The organism is Serratia sp. CY71090, assembly GCF_052166845.1.
Classification (GTDB): Bacteria; Pseudomonadota; Gammaproteobacteria; order Enterobacterales; family Enterobacteriaceae; genus Serratia; species Serratia nematodiphila.
In genome coordinates this window covers 80,620-100,863 of sequence record NZ_JBJNOA010000009.1, presented here as the reverse complement: position 1 = coordinate 100,863, position 20,244 = coordinate 80,620, and the positions used below count along the sequence as shown (strand labels likewise).

Below are 20,244 nucleotides of genomic sequence, written 5' to 3'. Positions count from 1 at the left end.
TGCAAGCGGTCTCGTGCGCAACTTGTGGCGGCCGTTGCAGAATCTCTTCGAGTCTGTACGCATAACCAACTGCTACCGAACGATAGCGCAATTTGTACGTTGGCACCGGCGGCGGGCTGAGGTAACGTCTGTGCATTCCGATTTGCGCCGAGAATGCCATGTCCATTAAACGCTATCCGCAGCTCGCCCATTGGGGCGCTTATACCGCCGTGGTTGAAGACGGCCGGCTTATCCGTTGTGAACCCTTCGTCGACGATCCCGACCCTTCGCCGCTGCTCGATTCCATCGTCCCGATGGTCTACTCCGACAAACGCATTCGCAAGCCGGCGGTGCGCCGCTCGTGGCTGCAAAAGCGCGAGGGCAGCGACCGTACGCTGCGCGGCAGGGAAGATTTCGTCGAGGTGGACTGGGAATTGGCGCTCGATTTGGTGGCGCAGGAGAATCGCCGGGTGCGCGAGCGCTACGGCGCCTCCGGATTGTTTACCGGCTCTTATGGCTGGTCGTCGGCCGGGCGGCTGCACCATGCCCGCTCGCTGGTGCGGCGATTCTATTTCAGCGGCGGCGGCGGGGTCGATCAGCAGGGCAACTACAGCTGGGGCGCGGCGCAGTTCTTTCTGCCGTATGTGATCGGCACTTTCTCGCCGTTGACCGGGCGCGTCACCAGTTGGCCGAGCGTGGTGGAGCATTGCGAGCTGTTTGTGGCGTTTGGCGGGTTGGCGCTGAAAAACGCTCAGGTCTCTTCCGGCGGCGCGGCGGAACATGCGCTCAAGCCCTGGCTGCAAAAGCTGGCGCGCAAGGGTACGCCGGTGGTCAACATCAGCCCGATGCGCGATGATTGCCCCGAGTTCGTCAATGCGGAATGGATCCCGATCCGGCCGAATACCGACGTGGCGCTGATGCTGGCGCTGGCTTACGAAATCCAGCGGCTGGGCGCGCAGGATGAAGCCTTCCTGCACAGCCACTGCGTGGGCTATCAACAGTTGGCGGATTACCTGAACGGCGTGAGCGACGGCGTGGCGAAAACGCCGGCCTGGGCCAGCGCCATCACCGGCATTCCGGCGGCGCGCATCGCGCTGCTGGCGCGGCAACTGATCGGCGTGCGCAGTTTCATCACCTGTTCCTACTCCGTGCAACGCGCGCATCGGGGGGAGCAACCGTATTGGATGATGATCGCGCTATCGGCGATGCTGGGCCAGGTGGGGCTGCCGGGCGGCGGTTTCTCGTTCGGCCACGGCTCAATGAATGGCGTCGGCAATCCGCGCGTGGATACCCCCGCGCCGACCATGCCAGTAGGGGATAACCCGGCCGGGCTGGCGATCCCGGTGGCGCGCATCTGCGACATGCTGCTGCACCCCGGTGAGGCCTATCAATTTTGCGGCGAGACGCGGCATTATCCGGATATCCATCTGGTGCACTGGGCCGGCGGCAACCCGTTCCATCACCATCAGCAGTTGAACCGACTGGTGGAAGGTTGGCAGAAGCCGGATACGGTGATCGTCCAAGATATCTGGTGGACGGCGGCAGCCAAAATGGCGGATATCGTGTTGCCGGTCACCAGTTCGCTGGAGCGCAACGACATCGGCGGCTCGTCGCGCGATCGCTACGTGCTGGCGATGCATCAGGCCATTGCGCCGCAGCATCAGGCGCGCAACGATTTCGATATCTTCGCCGATCTGGCCGAGCGTCTCGGTTATCGCGAGCGCTTTACCGAAAACCGCGATGAGCGCGCCTGGATCGAAGCTATCTATCGGCAATGCGGCGCGGCGCAGCAGCGCGCCGGCGTCGCCTGGCCCGAGTTTGAGGCGTTCTGGCAACGGGGCTATGTCGAGCTGCCCGCGCCGGCCAAAGAGTTTGTATTTTTTGACGCGTTTCGCGCCGATCCCCAGGTTAACCCGCTGCAAACGCCCAGCGGCAAGATCGAATTGTTCAGCGAGCGGATCGCCGGCTATCGCTACGAAGATTTCGCTCCACATCCGCAGTGGCGGCCGCCGGTGGAGTGGCTGGGTGCGCCGCAGGCCAAAAACTGGCCGCTACACCTTATCTCCATTCAACCGAGCGATCGCCTGCATAGCCAGATGGATCCGGCGCCGCTGGCGCAGGGCAACAAGACCGCCGGGCGCGAAACCCTGTATATGCATCCGGACGATGCGGCGCCGCGCGGCGTGGCGGACGGCGCCGAAGTGCTGGTCAGCAATGCGCGCGGCAGCTGTCTGGCGGGGGTATCGCTCACCGATGGTGTGACGCGCGGCGTGGTGCTGATGGCGACCGGCGCCTGGTTCGAGCCGGGTTTCGACGCGCAGCGCCGGCCGCTCGAGCAGGCGGGCAACCCGAACGTGCTGACGCTGGATATCGGCACCTCGCCGCTGACGCAGGGGCCGAACGCCATGAGCTGCCTGGTCGAGGTCAGCGCACGATGAGTGAAGATTTCACGACTGGGTCACTGGCTCGTCGTTGTTATATTTATTTTCGTTGCTGCGGGAAGGTTTAAGTTTCATTGAGTTATTACAGCAGATCGCGGGAAATTTACAGCTGGTTGCATTTGGAGCAGAACTCTTGCGATTCGGCGGTAGTTTCCTGCACGCCATCTCTCTAGAGTAGGTGATCCCAGAGGTATTGATTGGTGAGAAATCAGCATACTCTGTATGTTGAAGCCATTTTCAATTGCACCAACCTACGCGGATGCGTAGGTTTTTTTTTGCCTGCCATATAGTATTCTTTTCCCTACAACGATTTACGCCTCCATGGTCAAGGGAGAAGGGCATGATCTTTTCACTGCTGCGCGCGCTGTTTCGCCTGTTGTTTCGGGTACGGGTCGAAGGGGGCGTCCAGCACTTCGAACGGCAAAAATTACTGATTACGCCGAACCACGTTTCTTTCCTTGATGGCGTACTGCTGGCGCTGTTCCTGCCGATAAAACCGGTGTTTGCGGTCTATGCCAGCATCGGCGAGAGCTGGTTTATGCGCTGGCTTCGGCCCTACATCGATTTCGTCTCGCTCGATCCCACCAAGCCGATGGCCATCAAGCAGCTGGTGCGCATGGTCGAACAGGGGCGGCCGATCGTGGTGTTCCCTGAAGGGCGCATCACCGTAACCGGCGCGCTGATGAAAATCTACGACGGCGCGGCGTTTATCGCCGCCAAATCGGGCGCCACCGTGGTGCCGGTGCGGATCGACGGCCCCGAATTCAGCCCGTTCGGCCGCATGGCCGGGGTGTTCAAGATCCGCTGGTTTCCGCAAATCAGCATCCGCATCTTGCCGCCGACCACGCTGCCGATGCCGGAGGCGCCGCGTGCGCGCGAGCGGCGGGCGCTGGCGGGCGATCGGCTGATGCAGATCATGATGCGGGCGCGCATGGAGACGCGCGAACCGCAGACGCTGTTCCATGCCTTGCTGGCGGCGCAGCAGCGCTATGGGCGGCGCAAGCCCTGCATCGAAGACATCGCTTTCAAAGAGGACAGCTACCAAACGCTGATCAAGAAATCGCTGGGCGTCAGCCGCATTCTGCAGCGCTTTACCGCCGAAGGGGAGCACGTCGGGCTGCTGTTGCCCAACGCCACCATCACCGCGGCGGCGATCTTCGGCGCTTCGCTGCGCAACCGCATTCCGGCGATGCTCAACTACACCGCCGGCGCCAACGGCCTGAACAGCGCGATGACCGCCGCCGGCATCAAGACCATCGTCACCTCGCGCCAGTTCCTGGAGAAGGGCAAGCTGACCCATCTGCCGGAACAGGTGCCGCAGGCCAACTGGGTGTATCTGGAGGATCTGAAAGACACCGTTACGCTGGCGGACAAGCTGTGGATCCTGCGGCACTTGCTGCAACCGCAGCGCGCGATGTTGCCGCAACGCCCGGAGGACGCGGCGCTGATCTTGTTCACTTCCGGCTCCGAAGGCCACCCCAAGGGCGTGGTGCATTCGCATGCCAGCCTGCTGGCCAACGTAGAACAAATTCGCACCATCGCCGATTTCACGCCGCGCGACCGTTTCATGTCATCGCTGCCATTGTTCCACTCGTTCGGCCTGACGGTGGGGCTGCTGACGCCGCTTCTCACCGGCAGCCGCATTTTCCTCTACCCCAGCCCGCTGCACTATCGCGTGGTGCCGGAGTTGGTGTATGACCGTAACTGCACGGTGCTGTTCGGCACGGCGACCTTCCTCAACAATTATGCGCGCTTCGCGCATCCGTATGATTTCGCCCGCTTGCGCTATGTGGTGGCCGGCGCGGAGAAACTGGCGGACAGCACCAAACAGATCTATCAGGATAAATACGGCATCCGCATTCTGGAAGGCTATGGCGTGACCGAGTGCGCGCCGGTGGTGTCGATCAACGTGCCGCTGGCGACCAAGGTGGGCACCGTTGGCCGCATCATGCCGCAGATGGAGGCGCGCTTGATCGCGGTGCCGGGCATCGATAACGGCGGCCGCCTGCAGCTGAAGGGGCCGAATATCATGAAAGGCTACCTGCGGGTTGAACGTCCCGGTGAGCTGGAACCGCCGGCGGCGGAAGATGAGAACGGTGTGCTGCAGCCGGGTTGGTATGATACCGGCGATATCGTCAGCCTGGATGAGCAGGGTTACTGCACCATTCGCGGACGCGTGAAGCGCTTCGCCAAGCTGGCGGGCGAGATGGTGTCGCTGGAGAGCGTCGAACTGCTGGCGCAACGGCTGTCGCCGGAAAAACTGCATGCCGCCACGGTCAAAAGCGACAGCAGCAAAGGCGAGGCGCTGGTGCTGTTCACCACCGATCCCGCCATTACCCGCGAGGCATTGCTGCGGGTGGCGCGCGAGCTGGGCAGCCCGGAGCTGGCGGTGCCGCGCGATATTCGCCTGTTGAAAACGCTGCCGGTGCTCGGCAGCGGCAAACCTGATTTCGTCACCCTGCGTCATATGGCCGAACAGCCGGAGAGTGCCTGATGAATCCTTCGACCGAATCCCCTTTGTTGTCACGCGGCATGATCGCCGTGATCAGCGCGCAGTTCCTCTCGGCGTTCGGCGACAATGCGTTGCTGTTCGCCACGCTGGCGCTGATCAAGCAGCAGCTGTATCCGGACTGGAGCCAGCCGATCCTGCAGATGGCCTTCGTCGCCACCTACATCATCCTGGCGCCGTTTGTCGGCCAGGTGGCCGACAGCTTCGCCAAAGGGCGGGTGATGATGTTCGCCAACGCGCTGAAGCTGGCGGGGGCATTGGTGATCTGTTTTGGGGGGAACCCGTTTCTGGGTTACAGCCTGGTCGGCGTGGGGGCCGCCGCGTATTCTCCGGCCAAATACGGCATTCTGGGCGAGATCACCAGCGGCGAGAAGCTGGTCAAGGCTAACGGCCTGATGGAGGCCTCGACCATCGCCGCCATTCTGACCGGTTCGGTGGCCGGCGGTATTCTGGCGGACTGGCACGTGGTCGCGGCGCTGGCGGCCTGCGCGTTGGTTTACGCGGGGGCGGTGGTCGCCAACCTGTATATTCCACGTCTGGCGGCGGCGCGCCCAGGGGCTTCATGGCGGCCGCGGGCCATGACGCACAGTTTCTTTACCGCCTGCGTCACATTATGGCGCGATGGGCAGACGCGTTTCTCATTGATTGGCACCAGCCTGTTTTGGGGGGCCGGCGTGACGCTGCGTTTTCTGTTGGTGCTGTGGGTGCCGGTGGCGCTTGGCATCGCCGATAACGCCACGCCGACGCTGCTGAACGCCATGGTGGCCGTCGGCATCGTGGTGGGCGCCGGCGCCGCCGCGCGCTTCGTCACGCTGAAGACGGTGAAGCGCTGCATGCCGGCCGGGATCCTTATCGGCGTCGCGGTCGCGGTGTTTGCGTTGCAAACGACCATGCTCAATGCCTACGTCTTGCTGGCGATCATCGGCATGCTGGGGGGCTTCTTCGTGGTGCCACTCAATGCGTTGCTGCAGGAGCGGGGCAAACATTCGGTCGGCGCCGGCAATGCGATCGCGGTGCAAAACCTGGGTGAAAACGCCGCCATGTTGCTGATGCTGGGCCTGTATTCTTTGGTCGTGAAGCTGGGCGTGCCGGTGGTGGGCGTCGGCGTAGGGTTTGGCGTGGTGTTTGCGCTGGCGATTAGCGCGTTGTGGTGGTCGCAGCGGCGGTGAAACGGGGCGCAGCCTGGCTGCGCCCTCAGGGGGATTAAGGCGCCGGAATGGTAAACCGGGTGTGGATTTCTTCGAGCGCCTGCAGCACGTCCTCATCCAGAATCACGTCGAGGCTGTCGAGGTTGATTTTCAACTGATCCACCGAGGTGGCGCCCAGCAGAGTGCTGGCGACGAACGGCTGCTGACGCACGAAAGCCAAGGCCATCTGCGAAGGATCCAGTCCGTGTTTTTGGGCCAGCGCCACGTATTCGGCGATCGCCAACTGGGTTTGCTGTCCTGAATAACGGTTGAAGCGGGTGAACAGCGTATTGCGCGCGCCGGCCGGTTTTGCGCCGTTGAGGTATTTACCGCTCAGGGTGCCGAACGCCAGGCTGGAATAGGCCAGCAGTTCCACCCCTTCGTGCTGGCTGATCTCGGCCAGGCCAATCTCAAAGCTGCGGTTCAGCAGGCTGTACGGGTTTTGAATCGACACGATGCGTGGCAGCTCATGTTTCTCCGCCAGCTGCAGATAGCGCATCACGCCCCAGGGCGTTTCATTGGAAACCCCGATATAGCGGATCTTGCCGGCGCGCACCTGCTCGGTCAGCGCCTCCAGCGTTTCCAACAGCGTGACCGTAGCTTTGTCGTCGGTGTATTGATAGTTGAGTTTGCCAAAGCAGTTGGTGGCGCGCTGCGGCCAATGCAATTGATAAAGATCGAGATAATCGGTGTTCAGCCGTTTGAGGCTGGCGTCCAGCGCGGCGCGGATGTTTTTGCGATCGAGCGCCTGCTGCGGGCGGATGCTGCTGTCGGTGCCGCGCACCGGGCCCGAAACTTTGCTGGCCAGGACGATTTTTTCGCGATTACCGCGCGCCTTGATCCAACTGCCGATATAGCTCTCGGTCAGGCCCTGGGTTTCCGGGCGAGGCGGCACCGGGTACAGTTCGGCGGTGTCTATCAGGTTCACGCCTGCGGCCAATGCATAGTCCAGTTGCGCATGGGCGTCGGCTTCGCTGTTCTGTTCGCCAAAGGTCATGGTGCCCAGTCCCAGCACGCTCACTTCTAAAGAACTGTGGGGAATACGGTGGTATTGCATTAACGGCCTTCCTTTCTTGTTAGCGCTGACGGGCCGCGCGGCCCGGTGAAACAGGAGCCCAATTCAGAAGACGGCGCAAAGTCCGTCGGGCGGCGATGTCGCCTTTCCTGACTATAACCAAGCGGTGAAGATGGGGGAAGCGGATTCAGTGCGGAGACGAATGAGGGCTACCGCGCTTGAACGGGCGATAGCCGGCGAGCGGTGATTAGCGTTCGATAACCTGGGAAACCTGATCGCCGTTGATCTGGCGGTGGTTGCCTTTCTCGTCTTTATAGCTGATGAGGCCGGTGTCTTCGTCGATCTCTGGCTTGCCTTGCGTCAGGATCATGTTGCCGTCTTTGGTCGCCATGACATAGTCGCTGGAACATCCCGCCAAACCGGCCGCCATCACCAGCGCAGACACTGCCATTACCCACTTTTTCATCCTGCGGATCCTCGATTATGCAAAAACAATGTTCTTTCAAGATTAGCAAACTCTTGGCCGGGGGCGTCTCAGATAAGTCTTTATCTGATAAGAAGAAGTGAAATGAGAGGTCAACGAAGCGATGGAAGCCGCCGATGGCGGCCTCCGCGCAGGGTTATTCCGGCGAACGGTTTTTCTTGCTGCGCATCAGATTGAGCGCTTCTACCGACATGGAGAAGAACATGGCGAAGTAGATGTAGCCTTTCGGCACATGCACCTGGAAGCTTTCCAGCATCAGCGTGAAGCCCACCAGGATCAGGAACGCCAGCGCCAGCATTTTTACCGACGGATGGCGGTTGACGAACTCGCCGATCGGCCGGGCGGCGAACATCATCACGCCGACGGCGATCACCACCGCCGCCATCATGATGAACAGATGGTCGGAAAGGCCCACGGCGGTAATCACCGAATCCAGACTGAAGATGATATCCAACAGCATGATCTGTACGATCGCGCCGAAGAAGCTGTGCACCTTGGTGTGGTGCTCTTCTTCCGACCCTTCGATGGTTTCGTGGATCTCTTTGCTGGCTTTCCAGATCAGGAACAGTCCCCCCAGCAGCAGGATCAAATCGCGGGCGGAAATGGCGTGATCCAGCACGGTGAACAGCGGGTGCGTCAAGCGGATCACCCAGGCGATAGAGGCCAGCAGCGCCAGGCGCATCAGCATGGCGGCGGCCAGCCCGAGCCGGCGAGCTTTGTTCTGTTGCGCTTTGGGCAACTTGGCTACCACCAGCGACAGAAAAATGATGTTATCAATACCCAGTACGATCTCAAGAATGGTTAGCGTACCTAACGCTAACCAGGCATTGGGATCCATAATCCATTCGAACATTACCCGACACACCTTAATAAATGCAAAGCGTGAATTATACGCGTTTATCGCGGCGCTGACAGGGCTAGCTAAACCAGAGTTAAACGAAATCGCTTAGATTGAGAAATGTCTTGCCAGCAGCGCGCCGGTAAAACCCTTTTTCAGATAGAAACCGCGCGGCAGCGTCATGATAGGTTGCCCCTGTTCACCGATGGCTTCGGTGAGCGCCTTGTTGTTGGCCGCTTTGGGGCGCAGTTGCAGCACTTCGCCGTGGCGTGCGGTGATGCGTTCTACGTGACCGAGCACAATCAGATCCATCAGCTCTTCCCAATCGCGGCGCAACCTCTCTTCTTCAGCAAGGCTCGGGCTCCATAGCAGCGGCGAACCGACGCGGCGCTGGGCCAGCGGGATTTGCCGTTCTCCTTCTACCGGTATCCACAACACGCGCGCCAGCTTGTGGCGAACGTGGCTGCTGGCCCAGGTGACGCCGCTGTTGCCGGTGAGTGGGGCGACGCAGACGAAAGTGGTTTCCAGCGGTTTGCCGGCGGCGTCGACAGGAATGGTTTTCAGCTCAATGCCCAACTCGGGAAAATCCTGTTCCGGTTTGCTGCCGGCCATGGCGCCGAGATACAGCTCCAGCAGCATGCCCACCCAGCCTTTATCGCGTTTCAGATCCTTGGGGATCGGCAATTGCGCACGGGCGGCCAGTTCGCCAAAGCTGAAGCCGGCCAGCGCCTGAGCGCGCTCGAACAGCTGCCGTTCATTTTCCGGCGGGGGCGGCAAAGGGGATAAAAATGCCATAAATCAAGCCTGTCGAATTTGGTTGAAAAACGTACTGCAATTATACACGGCGAGCGATAACCGCTGTCGCCTGGGGAAAAGAATAATAGTAGCATGATTTTACATGACTTTTTTTCTTTCCTTACGCGGGCGACAATGCACTTGCGGGGCTTGTTCACCTGAAGCCACCGACAATAAACAGGATCTTACACCTATTTATCCACAGATTTATGGGATAACCCAAATTTTTACCGATCACTGGTTCAATTTACAGCCTTGACTCAGGCGGATTTTTACGAATTTGTCCGTTTTGTGCGTAACTTGCCCGGATAATCTGTGGATAAAAACGGCGTTGGTGGATCTTTCGCCAGGGTAAGATCCTTACCGTGCATAGATCACATTTTTGCCCTGTGCATCACTGTGAGATATTGGTTAACTATATGTTTTTAAGTTTAATATTTGTTTTTAGGTATGAGGGGGGATTTTAGGGGGCGAGAGTTTTACCGGCTTATCCCTCGAGTTCTGCACACACCTATCCACAGAAAAAGTGAATAAAACCGGTCTGAAAGGCTGGGGTATGTTTATAACTTTGCCTATATCTGTGAGTTATCCCAATGTTATCCGGCCCGCAGCGCCGTAAAGCAGTGGTTTACCGCCTGTAGCTTGTGTGAAACAATCAGGACATCTATGCGAATTTAAGCTTATCGAGGTAGTCCGGTGATCGATGATGATGGCTACCGCCCGAATGTTGGTATCGTAATCTGTAATCGTCAGGGGCAGGTCTTATGGGCCCGCCGTTACGGTCAGCACTCCTGGCAGTTTCCCCAAGGTGGGATTAACCCTGGCGAAACTGCGGAGCAGGCGATGTACCGTGAGCTGTTCGAAGAAGTGGGGCTGAGTAAAAAGGATGTGCGCATCCTGGCTTCGACCCGCAACTGGTTGCGCTATAAATTGCCGAAACGTTTGGTGCGTTGGGACACAAAGCCGGTTTGTATCGGCCAAAAGCAAAAATGGTTTTTGTTGCAGCTACTGTGCAATGACGCTGATATCAATATGCAGCGCAGCAGCACGCCGGAGTTCGACGGTTGGCGCTGGGTGAGCTTCTGGTATCCGGTGCGCCAGGTGGTGTCGTTCAAACGCGACGTCTACCGCCGGGTGATGAAAGAATTCGCCGTGACCGTGATGCCGATGCAAGAGCAGGCGGCGCCGCGGCAGGCTCCCGCTTATCGCCGAAAGAGAGGTTAAGTTAAGCCGACTATGCTCACGCGCTTGCGAGAAATTGTAGAGAAGGTGGCCGCGGCGGCCAGTCTGACGGATGCGCTGGATCTGCTGGTCAATGAAACCTGTCTGGCGATGGACACCGAAGTGTGTTCCATCTACCTGGCGGACAACGATCGCCGCTGCTACTACCTGATGGCCACGCGCGGGCTGAAAAAGCCGCGTGGGCGCACTATCGCATTGGCGTTTGACGAGGGCGTCGTCGGGTTGGTCGGCCGCCGAGCCGAGCCTATCAACCTGGCCGATGCCCAAAGTCACCCCAGCTTCAAGTATGTTCCGCAGGTGAAAGAGGATCGCTTCCGATCCTTCCTCGGGGTGCCGATCATTCATCGGCGCCAGCTGCTGGGGGTGCTGGTGGTGCAGCAGCGCGAGCTGCGCCAGTTCGATGAAAGCGAAGAGTCGTTCATGGTCACCCTGGCCACGCAGATGGCCGGGATCCTTTCACAGTCGCAGCTCAACGCCATTTTCGGCCAGTATCGCCAAACGCGCGTGCGCGCGCTGGCGGCCTCGCCCGGCGTGGCGGTGGCGGAAGGGTGGCAGGACAGTAGCCAGCCTTCGCTCGATCAGGTTTACCGCGCGTCGACGCTGGACACCGCCAGCGAGCGCGAGCGCCTGATGTTGGCGCTGGAAGAGGCCGGCGCGGAGTTTCGCCGCTTCAGCAAGCGTTTTGCCGCCAGCTCGCAAAAAGAGAGCGCGGCGATCTTCGATCTTTATTCTCACCTGTTAAACGACGCTCGCCTCAAGCGCGAACTGTTCGCCGAAATCGACAACGGTTCGGTGGCGGAGTGGGCGGTGAAACAGGTGATAGAAGCCTTTGCCGAACAGTTCGCCAAACTGCAGGACACCTATATGCGCGAGCGCGGCAGCGACCTGCGCGCGCTGGGCCAACGCCTGCTGTTCCACCTCGACGACACCACCCAGGGCGCCACCCAGTGGCCGGCGCGTTTTGTGCTGGTGGCGGATGAGCTGACCGCGACATTGCTGGCCGAAGTGCCGCAGGATCGCCTGGTCGGCGTGGTGGTGCGCGACGGCGCCGCCAACTCGCATGCGGCGATTTTGGTGCGTGCGATGGGCGTGCCGACGGTGATGGGCGCCGACATCCAACCTTCTCTGCTCAGCCAGCGGTTGCTGATCGTCGACGGTTATCGCGGTGAACTGTTGGTCGATCCTGAGCCGGTGCTGGTGCAGGAATATCAACGGCTGATCAGCGAAGAGCTGGAGCTGAGCAAGCTGGCGGAAGACGACGTCGAGCAGCCGGCGCAGTTGAAAAGCGGCGAGCGTATCCAGGTGATGCTGAACGCCGGCCTCAGCCCGGAACATGAACAACTGTTGGGCGGCCGGGTGGATGGCGTGGGGTTGTACCGCACCGAAATCCCGTTCATGTTGCAAAGCGGTTTCCCCTCCGAAGAAGAACAGGTCGCGCAGTATCAAGGCATGCTGCAGCTTTATCCGAGCAAGCCGGTTACGCTGCGCACCCTGGATATCGGCGCCGACAAGCAACTGCCCTATATGCCGATCAGCGAAGAGAACCCTTGCCTGGGGTGGCGCGGCATCCGCATCACTCTGGATCAGCCGGAGATCTTTTTGATTCAGGTACGCGCCATGCTGCGCGCCAATGCCGGCACCGGCAACCTGGGTATTTTGCTGCCGATGGTCACCAGCCTTGAAGAGGTCGACGAAGCTAAACGCCTGATTGACCGAGCCGGGCGCGAGGTGGAAGAGGTGCTTGGCTATGCGATCCCGAAACCGAAAATCGGCGTGATGCTGGAAGTGCCGTCGATGATTTTCCTGATCCCGCATTTGGCCGGGCGCGTCGATTTCATCTCGGTAGGCACCAACGACTTGACCCAGTACCTGCTGGCGGTGGATCGCAACAACACGCGGGTAGCCTCGCTGTACGACAGCCTGCATCCCGCGATGCTGCAGGTGCTGAACTTGATCGCCGAACAGGGAAAATCGGCCGGGCTGCAGCTTAGCCTGTGCGGTGAACTGGCCGGCGATCCGATGGGCGCGCTGTTGCTGGTGGGCATGGGCTATCGCAATCTGAGCATGAATGGCCGCAGCGTGGCGCGCATCAAATACCTGCTGCGGCATATCGACCTTGCCGACGCTGAAATGCTGGCTCACCGGGTGTTGAACACCCAGATGACCACCGAAGTGCGCCATCTGGTGGCGGCGTTTATGGAGCGGCGCGGCATGGGCGGGCTGATCCGCGGGGGCCGATAACCGCCGCGCGGTGTGATTTTTTTACAGAACTTTTCCCGCCCTGCCGGACCGGACCGCGCTAAGCCTATGTTATGATGCGCAACCTCAGCGCGGCGCATGTTCGTCGTCTTGCAGACCGCAGCGGCTAATGCTGCCGCTTGCAAGGCGCGGGATAATCTCCGTCGCCGCTTGGCACCTGCCGCCCCCGCATGGGGAAAAATAACAGACATGTTGTGGTGATAGATGAGCAATAGCTATCTGGCGTTTCCTAAATTTGATCCGGTCATTTTCTCCATTGGCCCCGTTTCTCTGCATTGGTACGGCCTGATGTACCTGGTCGGCTTCGTTTTTGCCATGTGGCTGGCGGTGCGTCGCGCCAACAAGCCGGGCAGCGGCTGGACCAAAGACGAAGTGGAAAACCTGCTCTACGCCGGCTTCCTGGGCGTATTCGTCGGCGGCCGCGTAGGCTATGTGCTGTTCTACAACCTGCCGCTGTTCCTGGATAACCCGCTCTATCTGTTCAAGGTCTGGGATGGCGGCATGTCGTTCCACGGCGGCTTGATGGGGGTGATTCTGGTGATGTTCTGGTTCGCTCGCCGCACCAAACGCACCTTCTTCCAGGTTTCCGATTTTATCGCGCCATTGATCCCATTCGGCCTGGGCGCCGGCCGCCTCGGCAACTTTATCAACGGCGAGCTATGGGGCCGCGTCACCACCGACACCCCTTGGGCGATGTTGTTCCCAAGCTCGCGCAGCGAAGACGTGGCCCTCGCCGCCGCCGATCCCTCTCTGTTGCCGTTGCTGAATCAGTACGGCGTACTGCCGCGCCACCCGTCGCAGCTGTATGAACTGCTGCTGGAAGGCGTGGTGCTGTTTATCATTCTGAACCTGTTTATTCGCAAGCCGCGGCCGATGGGCGCCGTATCAGGCCTGTTCCTGATCGGGTATGGCGCATTCCGCATCATCGTTGAAGCGTTCCGCCAACCGGATGCTCAGCTCGGCCTGTTCGACGGCGTGATCAGCATGGGGCAGATCCTGTCCATCCCAATGGTGGTGGCCGGTGTTATTATGATGATTTGGGCGTACCGTCGTCGCCCGCAGCAACAAGTGTCGTGAGGGACAAATGAAACAGTATCTGGATTTGATGAACAAGGTGCTCGCCGAGGGCACCCCTAAAGCCGACCGTACCGGCACTGGCACATTGTCGATTTTCGGCCACCAGATGCGTTTCAACTTGCAGGAAGGTTTCCCGTTGGTGACCACCAAGAAATGTCATCTGCGTTCGATCATTCATGAGCTGTTATGGTTCCTGAACGGCGATACCAACATCGCCTACCTGCGTGACAACAAGGTCACCATTTGGGACGAGTGGGCCGATGAAAACGGCGATCTCGGCCCGGTGTACGGCAAACAGTGGCGCGCCTGGGGCGCGGCGGACGGCCGTCAGATCGATCAGCTGAGCAACGTGCTCCAGCAGCTGAAGCAAGATCCGGATTCGCGTCGCATCATTGTTTCCGCCTGGAACGTCGGCGAGTTGGATCAGATGGCGTTGGCGCCGTGCCACGCGTTCTTCCAGTTCTACGTGGCGGATGGCAAGCTCTCTTGCCAGCTGTACCAGCGTTCCTGCGACGTCTTCCTCGGCCTGCCGTTCAACATCGCCAGCTACGCGCTGTTGGTGCACATGATGGCGCAGCAGTGCGATCTGGAAGTGGGCGATTTCGTCTGGACCGGCGGCGATACCCACCTGTACAGCAACCACATGGAACAGACTCAGCTGCAACTGACGCGTGAACCCCGTCCGTTGCCGAAACTGGTGATCAAACGCAAACCGGCTTCACTGTTCGATTACCGTTTCGAAGACTTCGAGATCGAAGGTTACGATCCGCATCCGGCCATCAAGGCGCCGGTCGCGATCTGACCTTAACCGCATCACACCAGGGGCGCAGCGATTGCGCCCCTTTTTTTATCCGCATTGCGTACCGCGCCGCATTTTTTTGTCGCGGTCTGCCGTCGTAGAGAAAACATTGCGCAGCTTGCCGCAGCGCTTGCGCATGTGGCTTTACCGCGTTGTTACGGCCCTTACACTGGCGGCATGAACGACAATACTCTCTCGAACATCGATGATCGCCAACGGGGCATGACGCTAATTGAGCTATTGGCGGCGATCCTGATCGCCGGCATGCTCACCGGCTGGGGCGTCGGGCAATGGCGCTATCATCAGCAAGCGCTGCGGTTGGAACACACGGCCCAACAGCTGCTGGCGTTTTTGCTGCGACTGCAGGCGGACGCCAACTGGCGTAACCGCACGACGCTGCTGTGGTTCAAGAATGGCACGCCCTGGTGCCTGGGCGGCGGTGTGCCGCCGACGGATTGCGCTTCCGCCGAAGGCTCCGTTTTCTTGCCGCCTTATCGCGACGTTGCGCTGAGCGGCTACTCCGGCAAAGAGATTGGGTTTTATGGTTTGCGCAATACTGCGCAGGCGGGGCACATCCTTCTCAGCAACGACGCAGGCGGCCTGCGGCTGGTGCTGTCCGCCCGAGGGCGGCTGCGTTTGTGCAGCGAAGGGCTCTGGATAAGGGGGACCGCGCCATGCTGACTGTCGAACGCGGTTTTACCTTGCCGGAGGTGATGTTGGCGCTGGTGTTCGGCAGCGTGATCGCGCTCGGCGCCGCGAAAACCTACCCGCTGTTGCGTCAGCAAAACGTGGCCGTCGGCCAGCATTTTCGGCTGGAGTCAACGCTGCGGCAACTGGCGTTCGGCATCGAGAAAGACCTGCGCCGTGCCGGTTTCTGTGCCGGGCAGTGCGCCGGCCGCCCACTGCTGATCGGCCAGGCGGCGGGAGAAGCGGCGGGCAGCTGCGTTATCGTCGCTTACGACATCACCCGCAGCGGGCAATGGCTCACCTCGGGCGAGGATGCAGGTTATTTCGGTTATCGGCTGCGCAATGGCGGCCTGGAAGGGCAGCGCGGCGTGAGCCAATGCGATGGCGGCGGCTGGGAGCGGCTGCTCGATCGTGACGAAGTGCGCATTGAGCGGTTTCATGTGGCGATAGAGCGCGGGGAGCATGGCGGTGCGCTGGCCCGTTTGACTCTGGCGGGGCGCTCTGTCGGCGATGCGCGTATCAGGCGTAGCCTGAGCGGGAGCGTCGAAATGGCGGCGTTGCCATGAACCGGCGGAGCCAGCGAGGCGGCAGCACTTTGGCGGCGGTAATGTTGCTGTTGGCGCTGGGGCTGATGTTGCTCAATGCTCAGCATCGGCAATTGGATAACGCGCTGTTACTGGCCGCCGATCAGCAGCGTTACCTTCAGGCTTACAATCAGGCCGCTTCGGCGCTGAGTTGGGGCATGCTCCAGCGTTGGCCGCGCGCCGAGCTGAGTGCGGCGGCCTGGTTATGCAGGCAGCGCGCGGAACTGACGGCCTGCGCCCGGCTGTCTGCCAGAGCGGGCATGGTGACGATACGCGGCCTTGGGGAGATGCGCGGCGGTGAACCGGTATGGCTGTATCAATGGGGCACCTTTGACGGCGCCGAGGCTGCTGGCAAGTTGCAAGCACAGCCGGGCGGTCGGTTGGATTTTTGCCCCGAGAAAAGGTTGGCCGACTGTGACGGCTAACGCTCGGGCAGCGCGGATATCCCGCAACGGCTTCAGCCTGCCGGAGGTGTTGGTGGCGGCATTGTTGTTCTCGGTGTCGCTGCTGGGTTTGTTACAGTATCATCAGGTGCTGTTGCAGTCGTTCCAGCGCCAGTGGCACTACCGGCAAGCCTGGGTGATGGCGCATCAGCAGTTGGAGGCGTTCGCCGTCACCGGTCGGCTCGAGGCTGAACCGCTGCCGGAAGGCTGGCGGCGCGAGACGACACTTGACGATGCGGGGAGTGATTGCCGCCGATTGACGGTCAGAGTACAAACTCCGCAACGGCAGTGGGCGACGCTGAGCCGCTGGTATTGCGCCCGTTTTTGAGCCGGTACGTATCTTGTTTTAAAGGAGCCATCATGTTCACGGTTTATCATTCCAATCAGCTGGATTTATTGAAAACGCTGACCAGCGCGCTGATAGCCAGAGATCCGTTGACCGATCCTTTTCAACAGGAGGTGGTGCTGGTGCAAAGCCCCGGTATGGCGCAATGGCTGCAGATGCAGCTGGCGGAACAGTTCGGTATCGCCGCCAATGTCGCGTTTCCGCTGCCGGCGACCTTCATTTGGGACATGTTCACCCGGGTGTTGCCGGATATCCCGAAAGAGAGCGCCTTCAGCAAGGATGCCATGACCTGGAAGCTGATGTGGTTGTTGCCGGAGATGCTGACTCAGCCGGCGTTTGCGCCACTGCAGCACTATCTGACCGATGACGGCGACAAGCGCAAAATCCACCAGTTGGCCGGCCGGGTCGCCGACCTGTTCGACCAATATTTGGTTTATCGCCCGCAGTGGCTGGAGAGCTGGCAGCGCGGCGAACGCATTGACGGTCTGGCGGAGGCTCAGCAATGGCAGGCGCCGCTCTGGGCGCGACTGGTGGAATACACGCGTGAACTGGGGCAGCCGGAATGGCACCGCGCCAATCTGTATAGCCGCTTTATCCACGCGTTGGAACAGGCAACAACGTGTCCGCCCGGTTTGCCGCCGCGGGTGTTTATCTGCGGCATCTCGGCGTTGCCGCCGGTCTATCTGGAGGCGCTGCAGGCGCTGGGGCGGCATATCGATATCCACCTGATGTTCACCAACCCTTGTCGTTATTACTGGGGCGACATTCAGGATTACGCTTTCCTGGCCCGCTTGCAGAGCCGCAAGCGCCGTCACTATCATCAGGCGCGCGAGCAAGGGCTGTTTCGCGAACCGGCCGACGCGGCGCGCCTGTTTGACGCCGAAGGGCAGCAGCAACTCAGCAATCCGCTGCTGGCCTCCTGGGGCAAGCTGGGGCGCGATCACCTTTACCTGCTGTCGCAGATGGAAGGGGCGCAAGAGGTCGACGCCTTTGTCGATATCCCCGCCGATACCATGCTGCACGCCGTTCAGCGCGATATGCTGGAACTGGAAGACCATGCGGTAATCGGTATTACCGCGGAAACGCTGGAAAGCAGCTTCAGCAAACGTCCGCTTGATGAGAACGACCGCTCCCTCAGCCTGCACGCTTGTCACAGCCCGCAGCGGGAAGTGGAGGTTTTGCACGATCAGCTGCTGAGCATGCTGGCGCAGGATCCGTCGTTGACGCCGCGCGACATCATCGTGATGGTGGCGGATATCGACAGCTACACGCCATACATTCAGGCGGTGTTCGGCAATGCCCCCGCCGAGCGCTACCTGCCGTTTGCCATTTCCGACCGTAAAGCGCGCCAGGCGCATCCGGCGCTGCAGGCGTTCATTTCACTGCTCGATCTACCGCAAAGCCGCTTTGCCTCGGAACAGGTACTGGCGTTGCTGGAGGTGCCGGCCCTGGCCGCCCGTTTCGCCATTGGCGAAGAGGGGCTGCGCCTGCTGCGTCATTGGGTCGGTGAATCCGGCGTGCGCTGGGGCCTGGACGATGATAACGTGCGCGAACTGGATCTGCCCGCCACCGGCCAGCACACCTGGCGCTTCGGCATTACGCGCATGCTGCTCGGTTACGCGATGGACAGCAACGCCGGCGATTGGCAGGGCATTTTGCCTTACGACGAGTCGAGCGGGTTGGTCGCCGAACTGGCGGGGCAACTGGCGGACCTGCTGGCGCAGCTCAGCCACTGGCGGCAAATCTTGAGCGAAGCGCGCCCGCTCGAGGCGTGGCTGCCGCTGTGCCGGCAACTGCTGGATGCCTTCTTCGCAGCGGACAGCGACACCGAAGTGGTGCTGGCGCTGATCGAACAGCAGTGGCAGCAGGCCATCAATTTTGGCCTGGCGGCGCGCTATCCCGATGAGGTGCCGTTGACCATTCTGCGCGACGACCTGGCGGCGCGCCTCGATCAGGAGCGCATCAGCCAGCGCTTCCTCGCCGGGCAAATCAACTTCTGCACGCTGATGCCGATGCGTTCCATTCCGTTCAAGGTGGTGTGCCTGCTGGGCATGAACGACGGCGTGTATCCGCGCACGCTGCCGCCGCTGGGCTTTGATCTGATGGCGCAGCAGGTCAAACGCGGCGACCGCAGCCGCCGCGATGACGACCGCTATCTGTTCCTGGAAGCGATTTTGTCCGCTCAGCAGCGGCTGTATATCAGCTTCATCGGCCGTTCCATTCAGGACAACAGCCCGCGCTACCCTTCGGTGCTGGTCACTGAGCTGCTTGAGTACCTGGAGCAAAGCTATTGCCTGCCGGGAGATGAGGAACTCAGTGCAGACGACAGCGCCCGACGGGTTGGTGAGCACTTGCTGAAGTGGCATGCGCGCATGCCGTTCGCCGCCGAGAATTTCTTGCCGGGCTCGGAGGCGCAAAGCTATGCCGCCGAGTGGCTGCCCGCCGCCGATGGTCGCGGTGCGGCGCATCCGGCGTTCAACCAGCCGCTGCCTGCCGAAGCGCTGCAGCAAATATCGTTGGATGAGCTGCTGCGGTTTTACCGCCATCCGATTCGCGCGTTTTTCCAGCTGCGTTTGGGCGTCAGTTTTATTCTGGAAGAGACCGAGCTGCCGGACGAAGAGCCCTTCACGCTGGATAACCTCAGCCGCTACCAGTTCAACAGCCAACTGCTGAATACCCTGATCGACGGTGACGATCCCGAACGGTTGTTCCAGCGGGTGCGTGCCGCCGGCGGCTTGCCCTATGGCGCCTTCGGCGAGATCTATTGGCAAAAGCAGCAGGAAGAGATGAGCGAGCTGGCCGAACAGGTGCGTGCGGAACGCGCAGAGAGCCATAGCCTGGAGCTGGATATCGATATTGCCGGCGTACGTCTCAGTGGCTGGCTGCATCAGGTGCAGGATGACGGCCTGTTGCGCTGGCGGCCCGCTACGCTGTCGGCGGTGGACGGCATATTGCTGTGGCTGGAGCATCTGGTGTACTGCCGCGCCGGCGGCACCGGCGAGAGCCGCATCTACGGCCGCAAGAACTCCGTCTGGCGCTTTGCCGCGCTGGCGCCTGAAGAGGCGCAGGCGCAGCTGGCGGAGCTGTTGGCGGGCTATCAGCGCGGTCTGTGTCAGCCGCTGCTGTTGCTGAACAAAAGCGGCTGGGCGTGGCTGAGTCAGTGCTATCAGCCGGAAACGCAGCAAATCGACTGGGAGGAAGAAGCGCAAATTAAGGCACGCGCCAAATTGCTGCAGGCCTGGCAGGGCGATCAGCGCATTCCCGGAGAAGGGGAAGATCCCTACGTGCAGCGAGTGTTCCGCCAATTGGATAATGAATACTTAGCGCAAATACTGGCCGAAACAGAGCGTTATCTGCTGCCGGTAGCGCGACATAACCTGGGGTAACAATCCCCCGGTGGTGCTGTACGGCGGGAGGTGGTAAAAATAACGAAGGTTATATTCAACCATTGGGGTGATTCCCGGTCTTACATAACGTACAGGCATATACACGCCGTGTTTCGGGCCGCCACATTGGCGAAGAGCCCGGCGAGTACAGATTTGGTTATGTGGTTTTGATG

16 protein-coding genes are annotated in these 20,244 nt (G+C 60.5%); 12 read left to right on the top strand and 4 right to left on the bottom strand.

The genetic code is table 11. The features are described from left to right. Positions 1–158: 158 nt before the first annotated feature. From ACJ8OK_RS17210 to lplT, 3 genes are all read left to right on the top strand, one after another. Entirely contained in the window at positions 159–2,417 is a 2,259-nt protein-coding gene (locus ACJ8OK_RS17210; RefSeq protein WP_033632221.1) for a molybdopterin guanine dinucleotide-containing S/N-oxide reductase, read from the top strand. Positions 2,418–2,760: 343 nt separating this feature from the next. Beyond that, positions 2,761–4,914 (top strand): bifunctional acyl-ACP--phospholipid O-acyltransferase/long-chain-fatty-acid--ACP ligase, encoded by a 2,154-nt coding sequence (aas, locus tag ACJ8OK_RS17205; RefSeq protein WP_442530749.1) that lies wholly within the window; start codon positions 2,761–2,763, stop codon positions 4,912–4,914. Further along, positions 4,914–6,098, top strand: a complete 1,185-nt coding sequence (gene lplT / locus ACJ8OK_RS17200) for a lysophospholipid transporter LplT (RefSeq protein ID WP_033632223.1) — start codon at positions 4,914–4,916, stop codon at positions 6,096–6,098. Before aas ends, lplT begins: the two co-directional genes overlap by 1 nt. 34 nt (positions 6,099–6,132) lie before the next feature. On the opposite strand, the gene ACJ8OK_RS17195 is transcribed toward lplT, so the two are convergent. From ACJ8OK_RS17195 to mutH, 4 genes are all read right to left on the bottom strand, one after another. Next, complete coding sequence (locus ACJ8OK_RS17195; protein ID WP_033632224.1) at positions 6,133–7,173, bottom strand: NADP(H)-dependent aldo-keto reductase; 1,041 nt, start codon at positions 7,171–7,173, stop codon at positions 6,133–6,135. Between the two features lie 205 nt (positions 7,174–7,378). Beyond that, the gene (locus ACJ8OK_RS17190; protein ID WP_004931843.1) at positions 7,379–7,597 is read right to left on the bottom strand and encodes a YgdI/YgdR family lipoprotein; all 219 of its coding nucleotides are present in this window, start codon (positions 7,595–7,597) and stop codon (positions 7,379–7,381) included. A 154-nt stretch (positions 7,598–7,751) separates the two neighbouring features. After that, positions 7,752–8,468 (bottom strand): TerC family protein, encoded by a 717-nt coding sequence (locus ACJ8OK_RS17185; protein WP_033632225.1) that lies wholly within the window; start codon positions 8,466–8,468, stop codon positions 7,752–7,754. 93 nt (positions 8,469–8,561) lie between these two features. Further along, a complete protein-coding gene (gene mutH / locus ACJ8OK_RS17180) occupies positions 8,562–9,248 on the bottom strand; it encodes a DNA mismatch repair endonuclease MutH (protein ID WP_033632226.1) in 687 nt (228 codons plus the stop codon). 696 nt (positions 9,249–9,944) lie between these two features. On the opposite strand from mutH, the gene rppH reads away from it, so the two are divergent. The 9 genes from rppH (at position 9,945) to recC (ending at position 20,071) form a co-directional block, all read left to right on the top strand. Beyond that, positions 9,945–10,472 (top strand): RNA pyrophosphohydrolase, encoded by a 528-nt coding sequence (gene rppH / locus ACJ8OK_RS17175; RefSeq protein ID WP_004931849.1) that lies wholly within the window; start codon positions 9,945–9,947, stop codon positions 10,470–10,472. Positions 10,473–10,484: 12 nt separating this feature from the next. Continuing rightward, a complete protein-coding gene (ptsP, locus tag ACJ8OK_RS17170) occupies positions 10,485–12,731 on the top strand; it encodes a phosphoenolpyruvate--protein phosphotransferase (RefSeq protein ID WP_060560136.1) in 2,247 nt (748 codons plus the stop codon). A 222-nt stretch (positions 12,732–12,953) separates the two neighbouring features. Continuing rightward, the gene (gene lgt / locus ACJ8OK_RS17165; protein ID WP_019455719.1) at positions 12,954–13,826 is read left to right on the top strand and encodes a prolipoprotein diacylglyceryl transferase; all 873 of its coding nucleotides are present in this window, start codon (positions 12,954–12,956) and stop codon (positions 13,824–13,826) included. Between the two features lie 7 nt (positions 13,827–13,833). After that, the gene (gene thyA, locus ACJ8OK_RS17160) at positions 13,834–14,628 is read left to right on the top strand and encodes a thymidylate synthase (RefSeq protein ID WP_016929918.1); all 795 of its coding nucleotides are present in this window, start codon (positions 13,834–13,836) and stop codon (positions 14,626–14,628) included. 174 nt (positions 14,629–14,802) lie between these two features. Further along, complete coding sequence (locus tag ACJ8OK_RS17155; RefSeq protein WP_437199429.1) at positions 14,803–15,306, top strand: prepilin peptidase-dependent protein; 504 nt, start codon at positions 14,803–14,805, stop codon at positions 15,304–15,306. After that, the gene (locus tag ACJ8OK_RS17150) at positions 15,300–15,878 is read left to right on the top strand and encodes a prepilin peptidase-dependent protein (RefSeq protein WP_047026609.1); all 579 of its coding nucleotides are present in this window, start codon (positions 15,300–15,302) and stop codon (positions 15,876–15,878) included. The genes ACJ8OK_RS17155 and ACJ8OK_RS17150 overlap by 7 nt, the downstream gene beginning before the upstream one ends. Further along, entirely contained in the window at positions 15,875–16,321 is a 447-nt protein-coding gene (locus ACJ8OK_RS17145) for a YgdB family protein (RefSeq protein WP_060560130.1), read from the top strand. The genes ACJ8OK_RS17150 and ACJ8OK_RS17145 overlap by 4 nt, the downstream gene beginning before the upstream one ends. Next, positions 16,311–16,667, top strand: a complete 357-nt coding sequence (locus ACJ8OK_RS17140) for a prepilin-type N-terminal cleavage/methylation domain-containing protein (protein WP_139831020.1) — start codon at positions 16,311–16,313, stop codon at positions 16,665–16,667. Before ACJ8OK_RS17145 ends, ACJ8OK_RS17140 begins: the two co-directional genes overlap by 11 nt. A gap of 32 nt (positions 16,668–16,699) precedes the next feature. Continuing rightward, positions 16,700–20,071 carry an exodeoxyribonuclease V subunit gamma gene (gene recC, locus ACJ8OK_RS17135; RefSeq protein WP_442530746.1) on the top strand — a complete coding sequence of 1,124 codons (3,372 nt, stop codon included), beginning with the start codon at positions 16,700–16,702 and terminating at the stop codon, positions 20,069–20,071. Positions 20,072–20,244 lie beyond the last annotated feature (173 nt).